Annotated in this window: 24 protein-coding genes; 9 read left to right on the top strand and 15 right to left on the bottom strand. The window is 63.1% G+C overall.

All coding sequences use genetic code 11. The features are described from left to right. Positions 1–64 precede the first annotated feature (64 nt). The 7 genes from FJ936_RS01435 to FJ936_RS01405 form a co-directional block, all read right to left on the bottom strand. Entirely contained in the window at positions 65–289 is a 225-nt protein-coding gene (locus tag FJ936_RS01435) for an aa3-type cytochrome c oxidase subunit IV (RefSeq protein ID WP_015314279.1), read from the bottom strand. A gap of 161 nt (positions 290–450) precedes the next feature. Beyond that, positions 451–600: a DUF3096 domain-containing protein gene (locus FJ936_RS01430; RefSeq protein WP_015314280.1), complete on the bottom strand. Its 150-nt coding sequence runs from the start codon at positions 598–600 to the stop codon at positions 451–453. Between the two features lie 143 nt (positions 601–743). After that, the gene (locus tag FJ936_RS01425; RefSeq protein WP_224718899.1) at positions 744–1,433 is read right to left on the bottom strand and encodes an acyl-homoserine-lactone synthase; all 690 of its coding nucleotides are present in this window, start codon (positions 1,431–1,433) and stop codon (positions 744–746) included. Positions 1,434–1,887: 454 nt separating this feature from the next. Beyond that, the gene (locus FJ936_RS01420) at positions 1,888–4,203 is read right to left on the bottom strand and encodes an EAL domain-containing protein (RefSeq protein ID WP_015314282.1); all 2,316 of its coding nucleotides are present in this window, start codon (positions 4,201–4,203) and stop codon (positions 1,888–1,890) included. 138 nt (positions 4,204–4,341) lie between these two features. Continuing rightward, positions 4,342–7,827, bottom strand: coding sequence for an indolepyruvate ferredoxin oxidoreductase family protein (locus FJ936_RS01415; RefSeq protein WP_140788618.1), 3,486 nt, complete (start codon positions 7,825–7,827; stop codon positions 4,342–4,344). A gap of 217 nt (positions 7,828–8,044) precedes the next feature. After that, the gene (locus tag FJ936_RS01410) at positions 8,045–8,578 is read right to left on the bottom strand and encodes a hypothetical protein (RefSeq protein ID WP_246671896.1); all 534 of its coding nucleotides are present in this window, start codon (positions 8,576–8,578) and stop codon (positions 8,045–8,047) included. Next, a complete protein-coding gene (locus FJ936_RS01405; protein WP_140723386.1) occupies positions 8,571–9,179 on the bottom strand; it encodes a CGNR zinc finger domain-containing protein in 609 nt (202 codons plus the stop codon). The genes FJ936_RS01410 and FJ936_RS01405 overlap by 8 nt, the downstream gene beginning before the upstream one ends. Before the next feature lie 137 nt (positions 9,180–9,316). Between FJ936_RS01405 and FJ936_RS01400 the strand changes: the two genes are divergently transcribed. The 4 genes from FJ936_RS01400 to FJ936_RS01385 all read left to right on the top strand — a co-directional run bounded on the left by FJ936_RS01400 (position 9,317) and on the right by FJ936_RS01385 (position 13,817). Further along, positions 9,317–10,222, top strand: coding sequence for a branched-chain amino acid ABC transporter permease (locus tag FJ936_RS01400; RefSeq protein ID WP_140660062.1), 906 nt, complete (start codon positions 9,317–9,319; stop codon positions 10,220–10,222). A gap of 181 nt (positions 10,223–10,403) precedes the next feature. Continuing rightward, on the top strand, positions 10,404–10,988 hold the full coding sequence (locus FJ936_RS01395; RefSeq protein WP_015314287.1) for a TRAP transporter small permease subunit: 585 nt from the start codon (positions 10,404–10,406) through the stop codon (positions 10,986–10,988). After that, a complete protein-coding gene (locus FJ936_RS01390) occupies positions 10,988–12,775 on the top strand; it encodes a TRAP transporter large permease subunit (protein WP_140788637.1) in 1,788 nt (595 codons plus the stop codon). Before FJ936_RS01395 ends, FJ936_RS01390 begins: the two co-directional genes overlap by 1 nt. A gap of 13 nt (positions 12,776–12,788) precedes the next feature. Further along, complete coding sequence (locus FJ936_RS01385) at positions 12,789–13,817, top strand: zinc-dependent alcohol dehydrogenase family protein (RefSeq protein WP_140788613.1); 1,029 nt, start codon at positions 12,789–12,791, stop codon at positions 13,815–13,817. A gap of 104 nt (positions 13,818–13,921) precedes the next feature. On the opposite strand, the gene FJ936_RS01380 is transcribed toward FJ936_RS01385, so the two are convergent. After that, the gene (locus FJ936_RS01380; RefSeq protein ID WP_027142806.1) at positions 13,922–15,031 is read right to left on the bottom strand and encodes a TRAP transporter substrate-binding protein; all 1,110 of its coding nucleotides are present in this window, start codon (positions 15,029–15,031) and stop codon (positions 13,922–13,924) included. A gap of 245 nt (positions 15,032–15,276) precedes the next feature. On the opposite strand from FJ936_RS01380, the gene FJ936_RS01375 reads away from it, so the two are divergent. Then, entirely contained in the window at positions 15,277–16,068 is a 792-nt protein-coding gene (locus FJ936_RS01375; RefSeq protein ID WP_224622904.1) for a gamma-glutamyl-gamma-aminobutyrate hydrolase family protein, read from the top strand. On the opposite strand, the gene FJ936_RS01370 is transcribed toward FJ936_RS01375, so the two are convergent. From FJ936_RS01370 to FJ936_RS01350, 5 genes are all read right to left on the bottom strand, one after another. Then, the gene (locus tag FJ936_RS01370; RefSeq protein WP_140788609.1) at positions 16,069–16,476 is read right to left on the bottom strand and encodes a hypothetical protein; all 408 of its coding nucleotides are present in this window, start codon (positions 16,474–16,476) and stop codon (positions 16,069–16,071) included. A gap of 76 nt (positions 16,477–16,552) precedes the next feature. Further along, entirely contained in the window at positions 16,553–17,536 is a 984-nt protein-coding gene (locus FJ936_RS01365; protein ID WP_140788607.1) for a 2-hydroxyacid dehydrogenase, read from the bottom strand. Next, entirely contained in the window at positions 17,533–18,555 is a 1,023-nt protein-coding gene (locus FJ936_RS01360) for a LacI family DNA-binding transcriptional regulator (protein WP_141906039.1), read from the bottom strand. The genes FJ936_RS01365 and FJ936_RS01360 overlap by 4 nt, the downstream gene beginning before the upstream one ends. 66 nt (positions 18,556–18,621) lie before the next feature. Then, positions 18,622–19,506: a DMT family transporter gene (locus FJ936_RS01355; RefSeq protein WP_041163585.1), complete on the bottom strand. Its 885-nt coding sequence runs from the start codon at positions 19,504–19,506 to the stop codon at positions 18,622–18,624. A 194-nt stretch (positions 19,507–19,700) separates the two neighbouring features. After that, positions 19,701–20,108 (bottom strand): DUF2000 family protein, encoded by a 408-nt coding sequence (locus tag FJ936_RS01350; protein ID WP_140788603.1) that lies wholly within the window; start codon positions 20,106–20,108, stop codon positions 19,701–19,703. Between the two features lie 54 nt (positions 20,109–20,162). On the opposite strand from FJ936_RS01350, the gene FJ936_RS01345 reads away from it, so the two are divergent. Next, the gene (locus FJ936_RS01345) at positions 20,163–21,032 is read left to right on the top strand and encodes an AraC family transcriptional regulator (protein ID WP_140788601.1); all 870 of its coding nucleotides are present in this window, start codon (positions 20,163–20,165) and stop codon (positions 21,030–21,032) included. Positions 21,033–21,044: 12 nt separating this feature from the next. On the opposite strand, the gene FJ936_RS01340 is transcribed toward FJ936_RS01345, so the two are convergent. Beyond that, complete coding sequence (locus tag FJ936_RS01340; RefSeq protein WP_015314298.1) at positions 21,045–21,515, bottom strand: MarR family transcriptional regulator; 471 nt, start codon at positions 21,513–21,515, stop codon at positions 21,045–21,047. A 2-nt stretch (positions 21,516–21,517) separates the two neighbouring features. Continuing rightward, positions 21,518–21,802, bottom strand: coding sequence for a hypothetical protein (locus tag FJ936_RS01335; RefSeq protein ID WP_140615028.1), 285 nt, complete (start codon positions 21,800–21,802; stop codon positions 21,518–21,520). Positions 21,803–21,937: 135 nt separating this feature from the next. Between FJ936_RS01335 and FJ936_RS01330 the strand changes: the two genes are divergently transcribed. From FJ936_RS01330 to FJ936_RS01320, 3 genes are all read left to right on the top strand, one after another. Continuing rightward, positions 21,938–22,981 (top strand): GTP-binding protein, encoded by a 1,044-nt coding sequence (locus tag FJ936_RS01330; RefSeq protein WP_140788599.1) that lies wholly within the window; start codon positions 21,938–21,940, stop codon positions 22,979–22,981. A gap of 78 nt (positions 22,982–23,059) precedes the next feature. Then, complete coding sequence (locus FJ936_RS01325) at positions 23,060–23,338, top strand: DUF1778 domain-containing protein (protein WP_015314300.1); 279 nt, start codon at positions 23,060–23,062, stop codon at positions 23,336–23,338. After that, positions 23,335–23,862: a GNAT family N-acetyltransferase gene (locus tag FJ936_RS01320; protein ID WP_140788597.1), complete on the top strand. Its 528-nt coding sequence runs from the start codon at positions 23,335–23,337 to the stop codon at positions 23,860–23,862. Before FJ936_RS01325 ends, FJ936_RS01320 begins: the two co-directional genes overlap by 4 nt. The last annotated feature ends 40 nt before the right edge of the window (positions 23,863–23,902 follow it).

Here is a 23,902-nt window from a genome sequence, read left to right as displayed (position 1 = left end):
CCTGTCTGCGCGAAGTGTCGACCGGGGTGTCCGGCGACATCATTCGCAAGAACTTTTGGAAGGTTTATCGCAGAATGAAGGCGCCGACTGCCAGAATAAGCACGAACAGGATCAGCGCGGAGAAGAAGCCGCCCGCGAAGAAGCCGAAAGCCATCGCCAGGAGAAGCGCGCCGCAGAAGAGCGAGCCATATTTGGCCAGCGCCAGGAAGCCCGCATAGGTGCGGTCATGCTCGGCATAGTCCATCTTCGCGCCCAGTTCTACAGGACCGCTCGGCGTGTGCTCAGCCATAGGAATACCCCTTCGAAGACATCTTTCAGGCACATACCGAAAAGCTGGGCGCAGGGCAATGGCGCTATTGCCGCATCGCAGCCGACAACTGCCTCAAGGGAAACTTGAAACTGGCGGCCGATGCCCGCAGGGATGGCCTTGCGCGAGCCCTGCCCAGCGTCTCAGCCAGCAAGGTGAGGAAAAAGCCCGAGCAGCCCAACGACAATCAGATAGAGCGCGACGATGTAGTTCAGGAGCCGCGGCATGATCAGGATCAGCACGCCGGCGATCAGCGAGATCAGCGGTGTGAGCGCGAGCGAGTGGATGGTCATGACCGTATTCCTTCCCACGAACAATGCGGCAGAAGCCCGGGGCGAAATGCCCGTTGGGCAGGAGCGCGGCGACACTCGATGGCGATGCCGCTACCTATAACGGCGAAGCCGCGGGAAGGTTCAGATGCAAGGACGACGCCCGTTCAGGCAGCATCGCGGTAGTATTTCGCCGTCGGCACTATGGACAGCGGCGTCAGCCGGTTGATGGCCGGATTGGCGAACATCATTCGCTGTTCCACGGCTGTCGACTTAAAGAACGGGAACCGTTCGAGTGTCTGGCGCAAGTTTTCGCCGCACGGGATTTCGAACAGAGCGATCGGCGCGAGGACACCCGGAAACACCTTGCCCTCTGTCCTCTGAACGGCGTGGAAGATACGAGCATAGTAAGCGGAATGCTCGATCTTGATCGGCGTAAGCACTGCGGTGAGCCCAAAGTAAGAGGCGGCCACCATGCCAAGCCTGAGCGTCAGAAAAGGCAGAACTCCGGGCGCGGGCGCACTGTCGGCATCGGTTGCGAAACGAGTCCCGTCGATGAACGTCTCTCCGCGGGCAAGCCGCTCGGCCAATATTTCCGGATAGGCGTCGACGGACGGCGAATGAGGGTGCTCTCTCGAAATGTAGTGAAGCCGTAACGTGCTGACCAGGTGTCCATCGAAATAGACGCCAAAACGATAGGAATTCGGCAGATTGTCCCAGCGGTCCTCGAACATCCCGCTGGCGATCGGGCCGCACATGCCCGATTGCAGGTAGGATTGATAGCGAAGGCGGTAGATCGCCTCCAGATCCTCGCCTCCAGTGATGAGACGGTAGTCGACATGCTCCAGCAATTGCATGATCGACTGGTTCAGCGCCGACCCAGCATTGGAGCTGGCGCCAGCCCGCGCATCGTTTCTCGCAGCATCCATTCTCAAGTCCTCGTATCCGCCGTGAACAGGCTATTCGAGTTGAAATGAGACACAAGCCGAAAATTGGATCCCGTTGGTTTACCACTTGTTAACCTTAACAGCCGGAGGTTCTTGGCTGCGGAGTGGTTGCTGAAGGGGCAGCTTGGATGTTCTAGTCCAAGGCTTCATTCTCATGAAGGGCGCGCTGCAGACTCGGGCGCGAAAAGCACTGGAGCGTTCCGCTTCGACAGATGCGTCGATCCGGTCAAATCTTTCGCTTCTTCAAATTCGGCCAAAACTACTGCACGCTTTGCTTGGGTTTTTTCGCGACAACCGGATATTGTGGTTCGTACCTGCCGCACGATCCAAGCAACGCGTATTATCAACTCGGCGAGGACGAAAGTTAGCCGACTGTGCGCTTTGCGGCGAGACGCAGATCCGCGGCAAACGGCCAGGTGACGTTCGACATCGTCTCGATGCCCGACGCGCTGAGCGCCGCGCCGAACAGAAAGCCCTGGACAAGATCCGGCTTTACCGAATGCATGAGGACCTTAAGCTGCTCGAATGTTTCCACGCCTTCGATGGTGACGGTGAGTCCCAGGACGCGGGTCAGGTCGACGACACCCTTCAACAGCTCGAGCGAGCGCGGATTGTGGGTGACGTCCATAACGAACGACCGGTCGATCTTGATCTTGTCGAGTGGAAGCTTGTGCAGATAGCTCAGGCTTGAATAGCCGGTGCCGAAATCGTCGAGGGCGATGCGGACGCCAAGCTGCTTCAGTTCCTCGATATACTGGCGGGTCAGGGATTTGTCGTCGAGCAGCGCGGTTTCCGTGACTTCGATCTCCAGGCGGCTAGCGTCGAGGCCGGAGTTAGCCAACGCATCGCGCACCTTTTGGATGACGTCGCGGCTGCGGAAATCCCTCGCCGAGAGATTGACGGAGACGCTGGTCTGGTCAGGCCATTTGGCGCATTCGGTGCAAGCTGCATGCAGCACAAAGGTGCTGATCTCGGAGATGATGCCCATCTCCTCGGCCAGCGGAATGAAGATGCCGGGCGAAATCGGTCCGAGATCGGGATGGTCCCAACGGCAGAGCGCCTCGCAGCTGGCGATGCGCATGGTGTTCATCGCCACGATCGGCTGGTAGACGACCCGCAGTTCCCTGCCTTCCACGGCGCTGCGCAGATCCGCCTTCATCAGCTGGCGATTGCGGAATGCGGCATCCATTGCCGCCTCGAACAGCCGCCACCCGTTCTTGCCGAGTTCCTTGGCCTTGTAGAGCGCCAGGTCCGCCTTGACGATCATGGCGTCGACATCGGTTCCGCCGACCTTGGACAGTACCGCGCCGGCGCTGGCCTGGATCCGCAGCCCATGGCCCGCCACGTCGACCTCGCCCTGCAGCTCGGCGAAAATCTGGTCGAGCAGGCTCTCCAGATGGCTCTCGTCATCGATGCGGTCGAAGAACAGCATGAACTCGTCGCCACCGAAGCGGCTGACGGTAAGGCCTTGCCCGGCGATGGCCGCCAGCCGGTCGGCCACGGCGTAGATCAGCCCGTCGCCGACGGGATGGCCGAGCGTGTCGTTGACGCTCTTGAAATCGTCGAGGTCGATCACGGCGAGGCCGCACAGGCGATCGCGGTCGCCGGAGGCCATCAGCTCGCCGACCAGTTCATGGAAGTAGGCGCGGTTGGGGAGGCCGGTGAGATTGTCGTAGCGCGCCATGAAGCGGATCTTTTCCTCCGCTTCGACGCGCGCCGTGACATCCTCGAAGGTGATCACGCCGAGTTCCTGGCTGCCTTCGCGCGCGGAGAATTCGTAATGCTGGCCGTTGGCGAGCGAAACAAGAACCTTGCGGTCCCTGCCCTCGCGCAGCGCGCGCGTCAGCTGCGCCTCGACGTAGCGGCAGTCCTTCGGCGCCAGCATGCCGCCGGCGACGCCGCGCATCAGAAGCCCGTGGATGGAACGCCCGAGCAGCGCGTCGGCCGATTTCAGCGACATCAGGTGGGCGGCCTCGGCATTGGCGACCGCGACGCGCCCATCAGGGCCGAGCATGACTAGGCCGTGCGACATGGTGTTGAGCGCGCGGTCGAACTTGCGCGTTATGCTTTTCGCCTGCTTGTGGCCGATGACCGCCGAAAACAGCACATTGCGAACATGGTCGGCGCTGTTGATGGTAATGAACGTCATCGGGAAGATCATCAGACCGAGGACGACGGACGGGGCATCCAAACGCAGCAGGAGCGCTAGCGCCGCCGGACCGATGAAGGTTACAGAAAAAATCCGCACCATGCGCGGAGACCCGTAATTACGGGCGACAACCGTGACCAAGGTCGCCAGGGTCAGCGACATTGCCGCCAGTTCGGCGAATGGGTCGGGATACACATAGATCGACACGAAGCACAGCGCGCCCAATCCGAGGCCCTGCAAGCAGCCCTTGAGGATGTAACTGCGCTCCAATCGGTGTGCGTGTTCGACGTCGGCAATCACGCCCCCGGTCTTCAGGAAGCTGCGAATACCGAAATAACGCAGAAGGCTGATCGGCAGTAGAATAAAAGAAAAGGCCAGAAACAACGGATTTTGCGTGCGCAGATAAATCATGAATCCGAGGATCCAGTAGCACGCGCCACCGATCACCAACATGTGCGCGTTGTCGAACAACGACCGCACAAATTGGATATAGACATCCGCGGGGATGCTTTCGGTCTTTGTTTTGCCCATATGATCGGCCCAACGCTAAGCCTTGTCATGCCACAACCGCCTTAAGAAAGGCTTAGACAGAGGGGCTTAAGCTACGGCTTCGGCCGGCCCGCCTCGGCAAGAGGACCTTGCAGCAGGCTTCGGGCATGGGTGGAGAAATCACTCAGCGGCACTGAGAACCGGTACCGGCATGGTTTGGGTCAGTCGCTGGAGCAGTCTGGAGCGCTCGCCCGCCGCCTTTCCGGCGCTTGCCTGCCGGACATGGCCATAGCCGCGGATCAACGCCGGGACCGAGACCAGGGCTACCGCGGCCTCGATCTTGCCCGGCGCCAGCGAGCTGGCCACGAGCTGTAGATCGGCCTCGTACTGCGCGAGCAATTGCCGCTCCATGCGCCGCTCGGCGGTGTAGCCGAACAGGTCGAAGGCCGTGCCGCGCAGGCCCTTCATCGCGGCCAGCAGGCGAAAGCCTTTCATCATCCACGGGCCGAAGCTCGATTTCCTCGGTTTGCCGTCATTGCCGCGACGTCCCATGATCGGCGGGGCGAGATGGAATTCAAGTTTCTCGTAGCTCTGGAACTGCTTGCCAAGCGCGGCGGCGAAGGAGCCGTCGGTATAAAGCCGCGCAACCTCGTATTCGTCCTTGATCGCCATCAGCTTGAACAGGCTTTTGGCGGCGGCCTCGGTCACGGCGGTCGAACCCGGCACGGCCTTCGTTTCTGACCCTCGCAGCGTCGATATCCTGTCGGCGTAGCGCTTAGCGTAAGCAGCGTTCTGATAGGCCGTGAGGAAGGCGGCACGGCGGGCGATGATATCGTCGAGTGTCTCGGCGGCCGGAGCAGCCTTCCCGGCGATCGTCGGGCCGGGCTGGGCGATGAGGCCGCACACGAAATCCGGCTGATGCGCGGCGCGGCGGCCCCAGCGGAAAGCAGCGATGTTCATCGCCACCGCTTCGCCATTCAATTCAATGGCCTTTTCGACGGCTTCGGCCGAGAGCGGCAGACCGCCGTACTGGAAGGCAAAGCCGAGCATGAACATGTTGGCGCCCAGCGAATTGCCGAACAGGGCTGTGGCGGTGCGGGTGGCGTCGAAGAAATGCGCCTTGTCGTCACCGGCCGCTGAGCGGATCGCCTTCTTCAGGCGCTCGATCGGCAGCGAGAAATCGGCCGATCGAGCAAATTCGCCCGGCATGATCTCGGCGGTGTTGGCGAGGAAGATCGTATGCCCCTCGCGCACCGCCGTCAGCACTTTCTTGGCGCCCGACACGACGAGATCGCAGCCGAGCACGAGGTCGGCCTTTCCCGCCGAAACGCGAATGGCATTGATGTCCTCCGGCGTGCGGGCGATGCGGACATGGGTGAACACCGAACCGCCCTTCTGGGCCAGGCCGGCCATGTCGATCATGCCGCAACCCTTGTCCTCCAGATGCGCCGCCATGCCGAGCACGGCACCGACGGTGACGACGCCGGTGCCGCCGACGCCGTCGATGATCGCCGCCCAGCCCTCGACGCCGAGCGGGAATTCGGCTGGCATCGGCACGCCTTCAAGCGGGTCGGTCCCGCCGGCCAGGCCCTCGGCCTTGCGGATCTTGGCACCGTGCACGGTGACGAAGGACGGGCAGAAGCCGTTGACGCAGGAGAAATCCTTGTTGCAGCTCGACTGGTCGATCTTGCGCTTGCGGCCGAATTCGGTCTCGACCGGCTGGATCGAGACGCAGTTCGATTGCACGCCGCAATCGCCGCAGCCTTCGCAGACCAGTTCGTTGATGAACACCCGCTTGTCGGGATCGGGAAAGGTGCCGCGCTTGCGACGACGGCGCTTTTCGGCGGCGCAGGTCTGGTCGTAGAGCAGGATCGATACGCCCTTGACGTCGCGCAGCTCGCGCTGGACGAGGTCGAGGTCGTCGCGGTGGTGGATAGTGGCGCCGGCCGGGAATTCGGCCTTCCCGGCATATTTGTCGGGTTCGTCGGTGACGATGGCGATGCGGTCGACGCCCTCTGCCCGCACCTGTCTGGCAATCATGTCCACTGTCAGCCCGCCCTCATGCGGCTGGCCGCCGGTCATGGCGACGGCGTCGTTGTAGAGGATCTTGTAGGTGATGTTGGCCTCGCTCGACAGGGCGAAGCGGATCGCCAGCGTGCCGGAATGGTTGTAGGTGCCGTCGCCGAGATTCTGGAAGATGTGGTCGCGCCTGGAGAACGGCGCCTGGCCGACCCATTGCGCCCCCTCGCCACCCATGGCGGTAAAGCCAACGGTGTTGCGATCCATCCACAGCGCCATGAAGTGACAGCCGATGCCGGCGGCGGCGATCGAGCCGTCCGGCACCTTGGTCGAGGAATTGTGCGGACAGCCCGAACAGAAGAAGGGTGTGCGCGAGCCGATGTCGGTGGCATCGGCCAGCATCGCCTGGAACTGGCGTAGCTTGGCTACCCTGGCCGAAATCTCTTCGGATGGGCCGATGGTCTTGAGGATTCTCTCGCCGAGCGCAATGGCGATCTCGTTGGGGTCGAGCGCCCCCTTGGCCGGAAACAGCCAGTCGCCGCGCTCGTCCTTCTTGCCGACGATGGCCGGCTGCGAGGCCGTGCCATAAAGGCTTTCGCGCAGTTGCACCTCGATCAGCGAGCGTTTCTCCTCGACGACGACGATGGTGTCGAGACCGCGCGCGAAGTCGGCGATGTGCTGCAGGTCGAGCGGCCAGGGGCAGCCGACCTTGAACAGCCGCACGCCGATGCGGTTGGCGGCCGCCTCGTCGATGCCGATATCCTCCAGCGCCTGACGGACATCGAGATAGCTCTTGCCCAGCGTGATGATGCCGAGTTTCGGATTGTGGCCGCCCGAATAGACGATCCTGTTCAGCCCATTGGCATGGATGAAGGCGGAGGCAGCGGCACGCTTGTGCTCATGCAGCCGTTCTTCCTGGCCGAGCATGTCGATCTCGTGGCGGATGTTGAGGCCGCCCGGCGGCATGTCGAAATCTGGGACGACGATGTTCAACCGTTGGAGCGAGGCATCGACCGAAGCCGTCGATTCGATGTTGTCCTTGACGCATTTGATCGCCGCCCAGGTGCCGGCGAAGCGCGACATGGCAAAGCCGTACAGGCCGTAGTCGATGATCTCCTGGACACCGGCCGGGTTGAGGATCGGCACCATGGTGTCGACGAAGAGGAATTCCGTGGCGTGCGCATTGGTCGAGGATTCGGCCATGTGGTCGTCGCCCATGAGCGCAAGGACGCCGCCATGTCTGGACGAGCCGGCGAGATTGGCGTGGCGGAACACGTCGCCCGAACGATCGACGCCCGGCCCCTTGCCGTACCAGACCGAAAAGACGCCATCATGGGTGCCCTCGCCCGCCAGTTCCGTCTGCTGCGAGCCCCAGCAGGCGGTGGCGGCCAGCTCTTCGTTGAGGCCGGGCTGGAAAACGATGTCGGCCCCGGCGAGCTGCTTTTTCGCCTTCCACAGCTGCATGTCGAGGCCGCCGAGCGGCGACCCGCGATAGCCGGAGACGAAGCCTGCCGTGTTCAGGCCGGCGCGGCGGTCGCGCTCGCGCTGCATCAGGAGCATGCGGATGACCGCCTGCGCGCCGGACAGGAAGATGCGCTCCTTTCCAAGATCGAACTTGTCGTCGAGCGCGACATCGTGCAGCGTCATCAGGCATTTCCTCTGCGAAGGCCGCGCGGGGCAGCAGCCAACGTCGGGATCGGATGACGCATCCTTTCTCCCCTTGCAAGGCAGGTCAAACAAAATCGAAAGGACCAGCCAACGCGCGACAAGCAGTTCGGCGGGCGCTGGATCACGCATGAAACGGTGCGCCGACAGCGCGATGGCATACGAAAATTCCAGCCGAAATCGATGCCGTCGGAAGGTGTCAGCCGGCTTTCGAGCAGTCCGGCTTCGGCTCGCCCGGCAGCTTGCCGTCGGGATGGCCGGCGAGGTCGGGGTTGGCCGTGTAGAGTTGGTCGATGACCAGCGGCCGATCGGGCAGGATGGACTGGTCTTCCGTCGACATCAGCGTGGTGTCGATCTCCTGCAGGACCGCGCCATCGGCGCCCTTGATGCTGATGGCGATGGCATAGGGTTTGTTCTTGACAACGCAGGTCAGCGCCGGGCTTTCCAGGCTCACCTTGTCGAGCTTCGGCCAGATCTTCTGCTCGACCACGAAGGGATCACCACCGGCGGGGTTCTGGAAGCTGGCAACCGCCACCTGACCCTCGCCCATCGGCCGCAAGGGCCTCAGCGTCACGACATAGGTCGCCCTGGCGAGGCGGTAGTTGAAGACGAATATCTTGCCGGAAACTTCGAACAGCTTGCCTCCACCGCCAGTATCCCGGCAAGCGCCAAGCGTCATCGCCGCGATCAGCGCCGCGCCAGCAACCGTCGAGCGGGAAAGAATTCTAGGCATTCCTGACCTCATTGGCCGCCATGCGGCGGCGATAGTGACGGCTTGCCTTCTGCCTGTTGCCGCACACCGCCATGTCGCACCAAAGGCGGCTGGAATTGCGGCTTCTGTCGACGAACAGCCAGGTGCAATTGGGACAGATCCTGAGCCTCGCGACGGTGTCGTCACGCAGCAGGGAAAGCGCCGAAACCGCCAGTGCCGCCTCGAAGGCGATCGGCGTCGCCGGATCGCCGAACGGCCGTCCCTGCGCCCCAATCTCGGTCCCGCCGGCGGCCAGGCCGTCGGCGCAGGACCGCAGGAATTCGGGCAGATCGGCGGTGGCCACCGCGCCTTTCAACACAGCGCCTCGAAACAGCCTATCGGTCGTCTCGCGGATCGACAGCACGACGGGCGCGATTGCCGCCGGCGAGGACACCGCCAGCCGTCTGTCGCCAAGCTCGGCGGCGCGAAAGCCGCTAGCCGCGTCGGCGAAGCGGGCGATTTCGGCCGGATCGTCGAAGCGGTCGAATGTGCGCTCCGGATCGCCGCGCAGCACGACGGTGTTCGCCGTGTCGAGCGCGAGCAGGCCGCCGGTGAAGCGGTGAGAAGTCCAGGCAACTGTCATTCCCGAACATCTAACCGATAAATCGCGTTTGACAAGTTAGATTCGACGATGCAAACCTCGGATGCGCAGGGTACCGTCGCCTTTGTCCGCGCTTGTTCTATTCCCTCTTGGGCGGGATGCTTCTGGTGTTGTCGAGCATGCTTTACTTCTTCCAGCAGGTGCTGAACGGGCTGCATTCGGGTGCGCTCTATGCGTTGCTCGCCTTCGGCTACGTGCTGACCAACGGCATTCTGCACCGCACCAACCTTGCCTATGGGGCGCTGTTTGCCTTTTGCGGCCAGGCAATGATCCTGAGCGTCGCCTTCGGCTACCAAGTGCTGTGGCTGACGCTGCTGGCTTCGGTGCTGTTCGGCGTCCTCGCGGCGTTCCTCTATGCGGCGCTCATCAGCCATGTCCTGTCGCGCAGCGTCTTCGAGCCGTTGGCCGACCGCTCGCCCAACGCCATCGTGGTGACGACGCTCGGCATCCTGCTCGTCCTGTCGGAAGCAAGCCGCATCGCCGCCGACACACATGATCTGTGGCTGCCGCCGATGCTGGCCGAGCCCGTCGTTTTCGCCGAAGCCTCCGGATTCAAGGCGACGCTGACGCTGATCCAGGTGCTCGACTGCGCCGTGGTCGTGGCGGCGGTCGCCCTCGCCACCTGGGCATTTGCCCGCTCAAACTTCGGCCGGTGCTGGCGCGCCGTCTCCGACGACCCCAGGGCCGCCGCCCTATGCGGCGTCGACGTGCGCGGCGTGTTCCGGCGTGCCGTGCTGTTCGGCGGCTTCTGCGCCGCGCTGGCCGGGGTCATGGCCAGCCTCTACTACGGCAATGTCAGCTTCGGTTCCGGCCTTGTCTACGGCCTGAAGATCCTGTTCGTGACGGCGGTCGGCGGTTATCTCTCACCGCCAAGGGCAGCGCTGGGCGCGGCCGCTTTCGGCATGGCCGAATCACTGTGGGCCGGCTATTTCCCGGCCGAATGGCGCGATGCCTGGATGTATCTGTTCCTGGTTGCCATGCTGATCCTGATCGGCGCCGGCCGCGACACCGGCAAGGTCGTCTGATCCCGTCAGACTTTGGTTGCATGACGTCTCTTCAGGCCGCGGTTTTCCACCGTGCCGCGAGCGCCGATTGGCCTGCATCCTTCGTCCCCGTGTTGACCAACCGGACCACGCACTGCATACGGTTGGGCCAGGCGGCGCGACGAAAAGGGCGATCGCGCGTCACCGCATCAGGGAGGAATGCATGGCAGGGCTTCTCGCTCTATCCAGAACGATCGATCGTATGAACGAGTTCATCGGCAAATCGGTATCCTGGCTGATCCTGCTGGCGATCCTGGTGAGTGCGGCCAACGCGGTCATCCGCAAGGTGTTCGACACCTCGTCCAACGCCTGGCTGGAGCTGCAATGGTACCTGTTCGGAGCCGCCTTCATGCTGGCCGCCGCCTACACGCTGAAACAGAACGAGCATATCCGCATCGATATCGTCTACGGCCTGTTTTCACGCCGCGTGCAGCACTGGATCGACCTCTTCGGCCACGTCTTTTTCCTGATGCCGTTCGTGACGCTGATGGTGTTCTATTTCGTGCCCTACGTGTCGCTGTCGTTTCACAGCGGCGAAATGTCGACCAACGCCGGCGGCCTGATCGTGTGGCCGGCCAAGGCGATCCTGCTGGTCGGCTTTTTCCTGCTCGCGCTGCAGGGCATTTCCGAGATCATCAAGAAGATCGCCATCATGCGCGGCGTCATTGAGGATCCCAACCCATTCATTTCCGTGCACGAACAGGCTGAACTCGAAGCCAAGGCGCTCGCCGAAGAGGTGCGTTCGTGATGGAGTTCATCGCCCAGAACATGGCGCCGATCATGTTCGCCTCGCTGATCCTGTTCATGCTGATCGGCTATCCCGTCGCCTTTTCGCTCGCCGCCAACGGCTTGATGTTCTTCTTTATCGGCGTGCTTCTGACGCCCTATTCGGGCGGCGCGATCAATCTCGCATGGCCGCTGCTCTATGCGCTGCCGGACAATTTCTACGGCAGCCGGGTGATGTCGAACGACACGCTGCTGGCGATCCCGTTCTTCACCTTCATGGGCATCGTGCTCGAACGATCGGGCATGGCGGAAGACCTGCTCGACACGATCGGCCAGTTGTTCGGACCCGTCCGCGGAGGCCTCGCCTACGCGGTGATCTTCGTCGGCGCACTGTTGGCCGCGACCACAGGCGTGGTGGCGGCGTCCGTCATCGCCATGGGACTGATCTCGCTGCCGATCATGCTGCGCTATGGTTATGACCGCCGGGTGGCATCCGGCGTCATCGCTGCCTCGGGCACGCTCGCCCAGATCATTCCGCCGTCGCTGGTGCTGATCGTTCTCGCCGACCAGCTCGGCCGCTCTGTCGGCGACATGTATGCCGGCGCCCTGATCCCCGGCCTGGTGCTGACCGGCCTATACACGCTCTACATCGTGATCATGTCGATCGTCCGGCCAAAGTCGATGCCTGCCCTGCCGCTTGAGGCGCGGACGCTCGGCCATGGCGTGGTGTCGTTGCTGATCGCGTTGATAGCGGCCATTGCGATCGCCTATGCGGCCTACCGTTACCTGGTGCCCGCTCATGGCGACAACGCCGATATTCTCGGCGCGACGGTCGGCGTCATCTTCATCTACATCGTCGCGATCCTCGACCGCAGCCTGAACATCAACATGATGTCGCGGCTGGCGCAGCAGGTCGTGATCGTGCTGATCCCGCCGCTGGCGCTGATCTTCCTGGTGCTGGGCACCATCTTTCTCGGCATCGCCACCCCAACCGAGGGCGGCGCGATGGGCGCGGTCGGTGCGCTGGCTATGGCGGCAATGAAGGGCCGGCTGTCGATGGACGTGATCAAGCAGGCGCTGGCCTCGACGACGCGGCTGTCGTCCTTCGTGCTGTTCATCCTGATAGGCGCGCGGGTGTTCTCGCTGACCTTCTACGGCGTCAACGGCCAGATCTGGGTCGAGCATCTCTTGACCTCGCTGCCGGGCGGCGAAGTCGGTTTCCTGATCGGCGTCAACATGCTCGTCTTCTTCCTCGCCTTCTTCCTCGATTTCTTCGAACTGGCCTTCATCATCGTGCCGCTGCTGGCGCCGGCGGCCGACAAGCTCGGCATCGACCTGATCTGGTTCGGCGTGCTCCTGGGCGTCAACATGCAGACCAGCTTCATGCATCCACCATTCGGCTTCGCGCTGTTCTACCTGCGCTCGGTCGCTGCCCGCGTGCCCTATCTCGATCGCCTGACCGGCAAGCAGATCGCGCCGGTGACAACGGGCCAGATCTATTGGGGCGCGGTGCCATTCGTCTGCATCCAGGTGATCATGATCGGCCTGACCATCGCCTTCCCGCAAATGGTGATGCGCTACAAGGGCACGGCCGTCGATTCCGGCACGATCGACTACACGGTGCCCGGGGTGCCCAGCCTGTCGCCGCTCGGCGCGCCGGACGGTGGCGGCGTGCCTGCCAATGGCGGCGCCGCACCGACGGCGCCCGGCACGCCCGATCTGTCGCAGCCCCCGAATTTCGGCGATGCGCCGCCGGCCAAGCCGGCTGCACCCGCGCCGGACCTGTCGCAACCGCCGAGCTTCAATTGATGGAAACGATGCCATGAAAGCCGTGCGGTTGGAGGCAGTGGGCAGCATCTCGTTGCGCGAGATCGCCAAACCGGTCCCGGGCTCGGACGACCTCCTGGTGCGGATCGAAGCCTGCGGTGTCTGCGGCACCGACCGGCATCTTTTCCGCGGCGAGTTCCCCTGCAGGCCGCCAGTGACACCCGGGCACGAATTCTCCGGCATCGTCGAGGCAATCGGCACCGCCGTCTCCGGCTTTGCCGTCGGCGACCGCGTCACCGGCGACCCCAACATCGCCTGCGGGCGCTGCGGCCATTGCCATGCCGGCCGCGTCAATTTGTGCGGCAATCTCACCGCCATCGGCATCCACCGCGACGGCGGCTTTGCCGACTATGTGGTGATGCCGCAGAAACAGGCCTTTGTCCTTCCCGCGAATCTGAAGCCGACACATGGTGCTTTCTGCGAACCGCTCGGCTGCTGCCTGCACGGCGTCGACCTTGCCGAGATCAAGCCAGGCAGCTCGGTGGTGGTGCTCGGCGGCGGCGTCATCGGCCTGCTCACCGTGCAACTGGCACGGCTGGCCGGGGCCACCACTATCATCCTGTCGACACGGCAAGCCTCGCGGCGAGCGCTTGCCAGCGAACTCGGTGCGACGGCGACGGTCGATCCCGCCGCCACCGATGTGATCGAGGCCATCGCCGGTCCGGCCGGACTGATGCCTGGTGGTGCCGACGTGGTGTTCGAATGCGCCGGTGTGTGCGAGACCGTCGAGCAGTCGATGCGGCTGGCAAGGGCGGGCGGCACCGTCGTTATCGTCGGCGTGACGCCGCAAGGCATGAAGGTGGAATTCGAGCCCTTCGACCTGTTGTTCCGTGAACTCAAGGTAGTGGGCTCATTCCTCAATCCCTACACGCATCGCCGCGCCGCCGAGCTTATCGCGTCGGGCGTGATCGAGATCGATCGGTTGATATCTAGGCAAGTCACGCTCGAAGAGGCGCCAGGGGTGATCGCCAATCCGCCGGCTCCGGGTGAAGTGAAGGTGCTGGTGGTACCAGCGATGGGCTGAGGTTCAGGCTTCGCGGCATTTGGCGATTGCCGTCGCCGTCGAGCAAAGAAAAGCCCCGGGGAACAAAAATGCCCCGAGGCTTTCGAAAAGCAAAGTACGATCGCCTACAGCTTGCCGTTGCGCTGCTGGACCATCATGAAGGTGTCGTAATTGTATTCGGCCACCTGCGCCCAGAGATAGTGCTCCTTGCGGAAGCCCTTGATCGATTCCCAGATCTTCTTGAACGGCGCGTTCGAGGCTTCCATTTCGGCGTAGACCTCGTTGGCCTTCTCGAAGCAGGCGGCCATGATCTCCTGGCTGAATGGGCGCAGTTTGGCGCCGCCGGCCACCAGCCGCTTCACCGCCGGGGGGTTCACATAGTCATATTTCTGCAGCATGTTGGCGTCCGCGGCCTGGGCGCACGTGCGCAGCAGCGACTTGTAGGTCGGCGAAAGCTCGTCGTATTTCGCCTTGTTGAACATCAGGTGGACGGTCGGGCCGCCTTCCCACCAGCCGGGATAGTAATAATAGGGCGCGACCTTGTAGAAGCCGAGCTTCTCGTCGTCATAGGGGCCGACCCATTCGGCGGCGTCGATGGTGCCTTTTTCCAGCGCCGGGTAGATGTCGCCGCCGGCGATCTGCTGCGGCACCACGCCGAGCTTCTGCACCACTTTGCCGGCAAAGCCGCCAATGCGCATCTTGAGGCCGGAGAGGTCGGCGACGGTGTTGATCTCCTTGCGGAACCAGCCGCCCATCTGCACGCCGGTGTTGCCGCCCGGCAGGCCGAACAGACCTTGCGTGGCGAGAAACTCATTGAACAGGTCGATGCCGCCGCCATGGTAGTGCCATGCATTCATGCCGCGCGCGTTGAGCGAAAAGGGCACCGCCGCACCCAGCGCCCATGTCGGGTCCTTGCCCCAGTAATAATATGCCACCGTGTGGCAGGCCTCGACCGTGCCGGCCGTGGTGGCATCGGCGGCCTGCAGGCCGGGAACAAGCTCGCCGGCGGCAAAGACCTGGATCTGGAAATTGCCGTCGGTGGCTTCCGACAGCATCTTGGAGAACACTTCGGCCCCGCCATAGATGGTGTCGAGCGACTTCGGGAAGGACGACGCCAATCGCCATGTCACCTTGGGGTTGGACTGGGCGATTGCCGGTGCGGCGAGCGTGGCCGCCGCCGCGGCTGCGCCGACGCCGGTGACGCCGGCCTTGCGGATAAATGAACGACGATCCATGCAGTTCCTCCCTTTTGGACCAACAAACCGACGTTCGGGAAATCCTCGGCTCCCGCATCGGTTCGCTCGAAACAATACACGGGCAAGGAGTCGAGTCCAGCACGCCGGCCGGATTTGATGGCGAAGCCATGCGACCCTGCAACTATAGTCTAACAGGCGGTTTCGTGGCCCATGCGACACGCTGAGACTTGGCTGGAAAAATGGCCGGGGATCGCTTATTTTAAAGGCAGGATATCCCTTGCCAGATGGAAGACAGACCCAAAATGCAGCAGCCGCTCGTCGCCATATCGACCGACGTCCGTCAGTTCGACAACTACACCTGGCATGCCGCCCCTCAACAATATCTGGAAGCAGCAATCGTAGGTGCCGGCGTTTTCCCACTGCTCGTGCCATCGTTCGGCGACCGGCTGGACTTCGACGAACTTCTGTCGTCGGTCGACGGCGTCATGCTGACGGGCTCGAAATCCAACGTCGACCCCTCGCTCTATGGCGGCGATGCCAGCGAAGCGAACGGCCCCTATGACACCGCGCGCGACGCCACGACGCTGCCGCTGATCCGCAAGGCGATCGAGCGCGGCGTGCCGCTGCTTGCCATCTGCCGCGGCATCCAGGAATTGAACGTGGCGCTCGGCGGCACACTGGGCACCGAGATCCAGGAGCGCGAGGGGTCGCTGGACCACCGTGCGGCGGTGAGCGACAAACAGGATGAGCGCTTCGCTATTCACCAGACCATTTCGATCAAGGCAGGCAGTTGCCTGGCCGGCGTGTTCGGCGCCGGCGACATCAAGGTCAATTCCTTGCATCGCCAGGCGATTGACCGGCTGGGATCGAAGCTCGAGATCGAGGCTGTCGCCACCGACGGCACGGTCGAAGCGGTTTCGGTCAAGGGTGCCCGCGCCTTCGCCGTCGGCGTCCAGTGGCACCCCGAATACTGGGTCAAGTCGGACAGCAATTCCGCCAAGATTTTTCGCGCTTTCGGCGATGCGGTGCGCCTGCATGCCGCCGCGAAAGCCGGCGCGCGGGCGGCGGCGGAGTAGTCAGTCTCTAGGTTTCAAGCCACCGTCTGATGCCAGCGACAGCAACGGCAGGGCCGGCGCGTAGGATTCGTAGCCATCGCCATCAGCCACGGCAAAGGTGACGATCGGATCGATGCCGTTGGCGCTGAAGGCAACGGTTCCGTCGTTTTGCTCGCGCCAGAATTTAGCCCGCTCGAGGCCCGGCAGGAGCCGTCGGCAATTCGGCGCCACCGTCAGCAGCGACAGGCCATCCGAGACCGAGGCGCCGCGCGTGACCGCGCATGCGCCTTCGTCGCCATTGGCAATCAGTCTGTAGGCATTGGAAGGCGTGGCCTCATTGGCAATGCTTTCCCCGCTGCCGTCATGAAACAGCTGAACGCCGCCAAACAGCGCGGCTGCACCGATCAATGCGAAAAGCGTTTTCATCATTCCTCATCCAGCACACAGGATGAAGAATGATTTCAAAGGGTTAAGCGGACGTTAATAAGTGTGGCAGTGCCACCGCTCAAGGGCGAGCCTTCACATGCGCCGTCTCGGGCACTGGTGTCAGCGGCCTGCGGTCGCCGAACCACGACACCAGATTGTCGACGCATAGATCGGCCATGGCGCGGCGTGTGTGCTCCGAGGCCGAGCCGACATGCGGCAACAGAGAGGCGTTTGGTAAGTCGAGCAACGCCTTGGGGACATTCGGCTCGTCGGCGAAGACATCGAGCCCGGCGGCGGCGATGGTGCCGTCGGCGAGAGCGGCCGCAAGGGCCGCCTCGTCGACGGTACTGCCGCGGCCGATGTTGACGAAGACGCCGTTCGCGCCGAGCGCCGACAGGATCCCGGCATTGACCGCTTTCTGTGTCGAAGCACCGCCGGGCGCCACCGAAATCAGCGTGTCGACTTCCTCGGCCAAGCCCTTCAGCGTGTCATGGTATTGGTAGGACAGGCCTTCGACCCGGCGCCGGTTGTGATAGGCGATCGGCAGGCCGAAGGCCTCCAGCCGCCGTGCAATGGCCTGTCCGATGCGGCCCATGCCGAAAATACCGACGCGGCGCGCGCGCAAGGTCAGCCGGCTCAGCGGATAGTTGCCCTTCTTCGCCCAGCTGCCGTCACGCAGCCAGGTTTCGGCACGCGGCAGATCGCGCACCGTGTTGATCAGCAGCCCGATCGCGGTGTCGGCGACCTCTTCGGTCAGCACGTCGGGCGTGTTGGTGACCATGATGTTCTTCGCCGTCGCATGGCCGACATCGACCGAATCGTAGCCGACGCCGAACGAGGCGATGAGTTCGAGCTTCGGCAACGCGTCCATCATCGCCGCACTGATGCCGGCAAAGGATGCGATGCCGCGCACCGCGCGGCGCATCTCGTCGGTGACCAGCGCGGGATCGGCGCGCTCGATGCCGATGCGATTGAACGTCTGGTCGATACGCGCGACGGCGTGGTCGCTGAAATCGGCCGGCACCAGAATGGCAACGGCTCCCAATTGTTCGGCCTTGGTCATGCACGCTCCACCGGCTTGCCGGTCGACTGGCGCACATGCAGTTCCGGCTTGATCAATTCCTGCGAGGGCCGCACCGTCTGCCCGTTGAGTTTGTCGAGCAGCGCACTGGCGGCGCGGCGGCCGACCTCGCGCTGGCCGTTCCAGACGGTGGTCAGCGCCGGCGTGGCTATCGCCGCCTCTTCGAGGTCATCATAGCCGGTGACGGAGATGTCGACGCCCGGCACAAGGCCGGCACGCGCAATGCCGTTCATCAGGCCGATGGCGACGAGGTCGTTCCAGCAGCAGGCCGCGGTCGGCCTGTCCTTCAGCGCCAGAAACTGCCCGGCGGCCTCGAAACCGGCCTGCTTGGTGCGCGGGCCTGATATGCGCCAGGACGGCCTGACGTCGAGTCCGGCTGCCTCCATGGCGTTCACATAGCCCTGGTAGCGATCGCGGCCGGTCGAGGTCTGGTCGGTGCCGCCGATCATGGCGATGCGCTTGTGGCCGAGCGAGATCAGATGGTTGGTGGCGAGGCCCGTGCCATAGGCATCGTCGCCGCGAAACACCGGTACGTCGGCGCCCTCGACGGTGCGTGCGATCAGCACCGCCGGCAGCCCATTCTCCTCGGCCATGACGATATCGGACGCCGGCGTGCCGATAGCCGGCGACATGATGACGCCATCGGCGCCGAGCTGCAGCAATGTATCGATGAAGGTGCGCTGTTTTTCGAGCTGATCGTAGTGATTGGACAGGATGAAGGTCTGTCGGCTGCGGTCGAGCTCACTCTCGATCGAGCGCAGAATCTCGGCGAAGAACGGGTTCATGATGTCGTGGACGACGACACCGACAATGCCCGAGCGCGAGGTGCGCAGGCTGGCGGCGCGGCGGTTGTAGATATAGCCGATGGCGCGCGCATATTCCTTAATGCGGTCGCGCGTCGAGCCGGCAACCAGCGGGCTGTCGCGCAGTGCCAAGGATACGGTGGCCGTGGACACGCCGAGCGCATCCGCGATCGTCGACAGCTTGATCTTCTGTGCCAGCCTTTCGCTCCCCGTCGTTTTTTTAAACTGTTTAAGGGCGGCCTTATGCCATCGATCCGGGCCAAATCAAAGTTTTTTTGCCAGCGCCTCGGCCTCGACATCCGAGGCCGCACGGCTGCGCAGCCTGAGCCGATGTTCGCGATGGACGATGTAGAGGCCGCTGGCGACGATGATGGCGGCGCCGACCAGCGTCCAGCGGTCGGGGAACTGCTTGAAGACAAGCCAGCCCGAAATGATCATCCACACCATTTGCGAATAGGGATATGGCGCGAGCGCTGTGGTCGTCGCCAGCCGATAGGCTTGGACCAGCAACCAGTGGCCGACACCGCCGAACACGCCAAGCATGAGCAGCACGGACCAGTGCCAGCCATCATGCGGCAGGGAAAATGAAAACGGCAGCAAGGGCAGCAGCAGGACCGTCGGCGCCAACGCCGAGAACAAGATCAGGCTCTCCGGAGTCTCGGTCGCCGACATGCGGCGCGTCATGATGACATAGAAGCAGTTCGACAGCATCGAGCCGAGCGCGAAGAGATGTCCGATGCCGAAAACGCCGACACCGGGCCGCGTGATGATCAGGACCCCGGCGAAAGCGGCCAGGATAGCCAGCCAGCGCCGCCATCCGGCCCATTCGCCGAGCAGCGGCCCGGCAAGGGCGGTGATCACCATCGGCCCGAAGAAATAGATGGAGGTCGTCTCGGCCAGTTGCAGGGAGCGCAGCGCCAGGACATTGAACATGGTCGAGCCGAACAGGAACGCGCCGCGCATGACATGCGCCGGCAGGTTGACCGGCCGAAATCGCCTCGGTTCGCGCCAGCCACGCAGCAGCGCTCCAACCAGCACGACATGCACGGCAAAGCGCACCCAGGCGACGATCAGGACGGAGACGCCGGCCAGGACGAGATATTTGCTGCTGGTGTCGAGAAAGGTGAAGAAGACATAGGTGGTCAGCATGCACAGGATCGCCACCGGCGGCGTCGCGCTTTCGACATGTCTTTGGGAAGGATTCACGTGCAGGCCGGGGAAAAGCTGGGCTGGAACCCCACCTTTGCGGGAATTGCGGCTTGCCGGCAAGCCAATTGTCGCCCGCAGCCGCGCCTAAGCTCGCTGGTACAACAACAGTCGGCGTCAGGCTTAGCCTTCGGGCGCTACGCGTGCATGCGGGCGCCCTTGGTTATCTTGTCGACCACCTTCTTCTCGGCACGCAGCGCTATGCCGACCACCTTGGCATCTTCGGGCGCGAACTCGGCAAAGACGGCGCGGTTGGCGGCATCGAAGCCGGTCGAGAACATCTCCTCGACATAGAGCGAGGTGGTGACGCCGCGTTCCAGCGCACGCCGATGGATCGCACTCATCGTTGCCTGGTCGGTCGAGAGCACGATGACCGGCTGGATCGACAGGGGATTGTAGAGATTGCCGGCGCGGTCGCGATAGGGCTCGCCGATGATGTCGGGGAATTGGGCGACAATGCCGCTGGTCAGGAAGGCGGTGACGTTGAGTTTCTGCCAGACGGCCAGGTCTTGCCGCAGCACGATTGCAAATTTCGTATCGAACATGGGAAAGTGAGCCATTTCAAGGTTAGGCCCCGTGTAGCGAGGCTGAAGGAGACGATGTCGTTCGATCTAGACCGTCAGGCCTTCGAGGGTCTTGGACGTTTGTGCGCCGATGCCGCTGAAAACTGCATCATCTCCGCTCGCGACCCCGCGGGGATGGAGCGCATCGAGGCGCGGTTTCACGGCAGCGCCTTCGATCCGCATCGCCACGACACCTACGCGATCGGGGTGACGCTGCGCGGCGTGCAGACCTTCCGCTATCGCGGCGCGGCACGGCTGAGCCTGCCCGGCCAGGTCATCGTGCTGCATCCGGACGAGTTGCACGATGGCGGCGCCGGCACGGAAGAAGGCCTGCGCTACAGGATGCTCTATCTTGAGCCGTCACTGATGCTCGACTGTCTCGGCGGCACGGCGCTGCCCTTCGTCAGGGACGGCGTGGTGACGGACGAGGCCTTCTGCGCGACCCTGCTGTCGGCGCTCGGGCCGTTGGAGCAGGAACTCGACGAGCTGTTCGTCGACGACTTCCTGGCGCGACTGATGCAAAGTCTTAACCGGCATGCCGGCAAGCCGGCAAAGCCAATAGCCGGGACGGCCTGGCGGGCGGCGACACTGGCGGGTGAGTATCTCACGGGAAACCTCGACCGGCCCGTGCGTTCGGGTGAGTTGGAAGCCGTCACGGGTCTCGACCGCTATGCCCTGTCGAGACATTTCCGCGCGGCCTTCTCGACCAGCCCGCATCGTTTCCTGCTAATGCGCCGGCTTCAGCGCGCCCGCAGGATGATCGCCGCCGGCGTGCCCTTGGCACAGATCGCGATCGAGGCCGGCTTCAGCGACCAGAGCCACTTCAACAGGCAATTCAAGAAAGCGTTCGGCATGACGCCGGGCCGTTGGTCGTCCTTGATCCACGGAAATACCGCGGCCGCCTGACGGCCGGAGAGATCAGTCATCCGACTCGGCGTCGTCGTCGATCAGCACCAGTTCCTCGTTGGAGAGGTTGGCCTCGATGCGGGCGAGCAGCTTGAACAGCGCCTTCTGGTCCTTCTTGTCGAGGCCCTTAAGCGCCTGCTTTTCGGTCTTCTTCACCGACTTCTCAATGGCGCGGATGGTTTCACGGCCGGTATCGGTGAGGAAGATATGGGCCTGGCGGGCATCGGAGTCCGACGCGCGTTTCTCCAGAAAACCCTGCGCCTGCAGCCGGTTGATGGTCTTGGTGATGGTCGGCGGACGCACGCCGAGACGACCGGCGAGATTGCCCGGCGTCTGGCCGTCCTCACGGTCCAGCGCCAGCATGATCTGGTCCTGGCCGGCGTAAAAGCCATGCGCCAGGAGCCGTGCCGCCAGCGCGGTCCTTGCCAGCCTTGCCGCAGAATGCAGCCGGCTCATCGTTGCAGTCTTGTCCGCCTTGGCCATGGTCATCCCTCTTCGGCCGTACCGGTGCGCACAGCATAGACGCAGCCGGCCGGTTGGCAATCGACGATCGAAAAAGATTCCGGCATCCGAAACAGCTTTGCCGGCAAGCATTCGCGGTGTCCGCCGTGGTGATGCCAGATGTTTATTTCAGTTAGATGACAAACGAGTTTCGGGTGAAGGGAATTCGGAGCGACCACTGCGTGAATGCGATCCGAGGACCGGACAGCCCTGGCAAGAGGCCCGTTGATCATTCCGTCGCCGGGGACGGCGGCCGCTTCCGCGGCCATGATGCCGGGACAATCCCGGTCGGCAGCTTTGGCCCATGGTTTGCCCCGTGCAAAAGCCCGGCGCACATCCTATATGGAACCGACAATCCCTTTTCGCGGCCTGAATTTCAGGGCCTAGTCATTTCGAGGCAAGCCATGAGCGAAGCGCAGACACAGATCCCCGTAACCGTCCTCACCGGCTATCTCGGCGCCGGCAAGACGACGCTGCTCAACCGCATCCTGTCGGAAAACCACGGCAGGCGCTACGCCGTCATCGTCAACGAATTCGGCGAGATCGGCATCGACAACGACCTGATCGTGGAATCAGACGAGGAGATCTACGAGATGAACAATGGCTGCGTCTGCTGCACGGTGCGCGGCGACCTGATCCGTGTCGTCGAGGGCCTGATGCGGCGGCCCGGCCGCTTCGACGCCATCGTCGTCGAGACCACGGGTCTCGCCGATCCTGTGCCGGTGGCGCAGACCTTCTTCATGGACGACGACGTGCGCTCCAAGACCAAGCTCGATGCCGTGGTGGCCCTGGTCGACGCCAAGCACCTTCCGCTCAGGCTCAAGGATTCCAAGGAAGCCGAGGACCAGATCGCCTTCGCCGACGTCGTCGTGCTCAACAAGACCGACCTCGTCACCCCGGAAGAACTCGCCAAGGTCGAGGCGACGATCCGTGCCATCAACCCGGCCGCCAAAATTCACCGCACGACGCGCGCCGGCGTCGCCCTGTCGGAAGTGCTCGACCGCGGCGCCTTCGACCTGTCCAGGGCGCTGGAGAACGATCCGCATTTCCTCGAAGCGCATGATGAACATGATCACCATGACCACGATCATGATCATCATCACCACGATGGGCACGACCACCACCATCACGCTCATCCGTCCGACATCCATGATGTGACGGTGCAGTCGGTGTCGCTGCGCGGCGGCGAGATGGACCCGAAGAAATTCTTCCCGTGGATCGAGAAGGTCACCCAGATGGAAGGCCCCAACATCCTGCGGCTGAAAGGCATCATCGCGCTCAAGGGCGATGACGAGCGCTATGTCATCCAAGGCGTGCACATGATCATCGAGGGCGACCACCAGCGCGCCTGGAAGGACGGCGAAAAGCACGAAAGCCGGCTGGTGTTCATCGGCCGCGAACTCGACGCTGAACGGCTGAAGAAGAGCTTTGACGCCTGCCAAGCCTAGGTTCAGCCACACGATTCAAAGCTTGAATTGTGCGATACGTACACATATCATGTGTACGTATCGCGATGAGGAATGACCATGCCTAGACCTGCGGACAACAAGACCGAGCGCTACCAAATCCGCATTCCCCCTTCGGAGAAGGCGATGATCGCGCGCGCCGCTGCGCTCTCGCACAAAGACATGGCAGACTTCATCCTCGATAAGATCGTGCCTGCGGCGCAGGCGGTGATTGATGCGGCTGAAGTGACGAAGGTGTCCGACCGCGACTTTAAGCGCATCCTGGACCTGCTGGAACACCCGCCAAAACCCAACGCCAGACTCAAGGCGGCGATTGCGGCCTTGCCGGACACTTTGTGACTCTTCCGTCCTGGCACGAGGAGCCAATAGCAAAACGCCACGATCGAGCGTCCTTCGATTGTGGCGACCTGCAGATGAACGAATTTCTGCAGCGGTTCGCGCGACAGAGCCATGATCAGAATGCGGCCAAGACCTTCTGCGCGATCGGCGATACAGCTTCGGAACGTGTACTCGGTTTTTATACGATCGCGCCGTCCGCCGTCGCTCATGAAGCCGTTCCCGCAGCCCTGACGAGAGGCTTGGCACGACACGAAGTTTCCGGCTTCAAGCTTGGCCGTCTTGCCACCGATCGCACCGTCGCCGGGCAAGGCCTCGGAGGTCAGTTGCTTGCCGCGACGGCATTGCGCTGCCTGCGGCTTGCGGGAGAAGGGGGCGGCATTCTGCTCATCATCGACGCCAAGAGCGAGCGGGCGGCAAAGTGGTATGCAAGCTACGGCGCCGAGCGTCTCACAGGATCGGATTTGACTCTGGTGATGCCGTTGGCAGCATTCGCTGCGGATCTACGAGCCAAGGGGCTGCTTTGACGCCTGCCCCTTCATCACTTGCCAATCCCGATGGTTGTCG

This window comes from Mesorhizobium sp. B2-4-13, from assembly GCF_006658535.1.
GTDB classification, from domain to species: Bacteria; Pseudomonadota; Alphaproteobacteria; order Rhizobiales; family Rhizobiaceae; genus Mesorhizobium; species Mesorhizobium australicum.
The sequence above is the reverse complement of the archived record's forward strand: the minus strand, read 5'-3'. Positions and strand labels throughout refer to the sequence as shown.

What these genes read in the sequence shown, in the direction of transcription:
- FJ936_RS01435 (WP_015314279.1), bottom strand. Translation starts at nt 289, where the DNA reads ATGGCTGAGCACACGCCGAGCGGTCCTGTAGAACTGGGCGCGAAGATG.
- FJ936_RS01430 (WP_015314280.1), bottom strand. Translation starts at nt 600, where the DNA reads ATGACCATCCACTCGCTCGCGCTCACACCGCTGATCTCGCTGATCGCC.
- FJ936_RS01425 (WP_224718899.1), bottom strand. Translation starts at nt 1,433, where the DNA reads ATGCAATTGCTGGAGCATGTCGACTACCGTCTCATCACTGGAGGCGAG.
- FJ936_RS01420 (WP_015314282.1), bottom strand. Translation starts at nt 4,203, where the DNA reads ATGGGCAAAACAAAGACCGAAAGCATCCCCGCGGATGTCTATATCCAA.
- FJ936_RS01415 (WP_140788618.1), bottom strand. Translation starts at nt 7,827, where the DNA reads ATGACGCTGCACGATGTCGCGCTCGACGACAAGTTCGATCTTGGAAAG.
- FJ936_RS01410 (WP_246671896.1), bottom strand. Translation starts at nt 8,578, where the DNA reads ATGCCTAGAATTCTTTCCCGCTCGACGGTTGCTGGCGCGGCGCTGATC.
- FJ936_RS01405 (WP_140723386.1), bottom strand. Translation starts at nt 9,179, where the DNA reads ATGACAGTTGCCTGGACTTCTCACCGCTTCACCGGCGGCCTGCTCGCG.
- FJ936_RS01400 (WP_140660062.1), top strand. Translation starts at nt 9,317, where the DNA reads ATGCTTTACTTCTTCCAGCAGGTGCTGAACGGGCTGCATTCGGGTGCG.
- FJ936_RS01395 (WP_015314287.1), top strand. Translation starts at nt 10,404, where the DNA reads ATGGCAGGGCTTCTCGCTCTATCCAGAACGATCGATCGTATGAACGAG.
- FJ936_RS01390 (WP_140788637.1), top strand. Translation starts at nt 10,988, where the DNA reads ATGGAGTTCATCGCCCAGAACATGGCGCCGATCATGTTCGCCTCGCTG.
- FJ936_RS01385 (WP_140788613.1), top strand. Translation starts at nt 12,789, where the DNA reads ATGAAAGCCGTGCGGTTGGAGGCAGTGGGCAGCATCTCGTTGCGCGAG.
- FJ936_RS01380 (WP_027142806.1), bottom strand. Translation starts at nt 15,031, where the DNA reads ATGGATCGTCGTTCATTTATCCGCAAGGCCGGCGTCACCGGCGTCGGC.
- FJ936_RS01375 (WP_224622904.1), top strand. Translation starts at nt 15,277, where the DNA reads ATGGAAGACAGACCCAAAATGCAGCAGCCGCTCGTCGCCATATCGACC.
- FJ936_RS01370 (WP_140788609.1), bottom strand. Translation starts at nt 16,476, where the DNA reads ATGATGAAAACGCTTTTCGCATTGATCGGTGCAGCCGCGCTGTTTGGC.
- FJ936_RS01365 (WP_140788607.1), bottom strand. Translation starts at nt 17,536, where the DNA reads ATGACCAAGGCCGAACAATTGGGAGCCGTTGCCATTCTGGTGCCGGCC.
- FJ936_RS01355 (WP_041163585.1), bottom strand. Translation starts at nt 19,506, where the DNA reads ATGCTGACCACCTATGTCTTCTTCACCTTTCTCGACACCAGCAGCAAA.
- FJ936_RS01350 (WP_140788603.1), bottom strand. Translation starts at nt 20,108, where the DNA reads ATGTTCGATACGAAATTTGCAATCGTGCTGCGGCAAGACCTGGCCGTC.
- FJ936_RS01345 (WP_140788601.1), top strand. Translation starts at nt 20,163, where the DNA reads ATGTCGTTCGATCTAGACCGTCAGGCCTTCGAGGGTCTTGGACGTTTG.
- FJ936_RS01340 (WP_015314298.1), bottom strand. Translation starts at nt 21,515, where the DNA reads ATGGCCAAGGCGGACAAGACTGCAACGATGAGCCGGCTGCATTCTGCG.
- FJ936_RS01335 (WP_140615028.1), bottom strand. Translation starts at nt 21,802, where the DNA reads ATGGCCGCGGAAGCGGCCGCCGTCCCCGGCGACGGAATGATCAACGGG.
- FJ936_RS01330 (WP_140788599.1), top strand. Translation starts at nt 21,938, where the DNA reads ATGAGCGAAGCGCAGACACAGATCCCCGTAACCGTCCTCACCGGCTAT.
- FJ936_RS01325 (WP_015314300.1), top strand. Translation starts at nt 23,060, where the DNA reads ATGCCTAGACCTGCGGACAACAAGACCGAGCGCTACCAAATCCGCATT.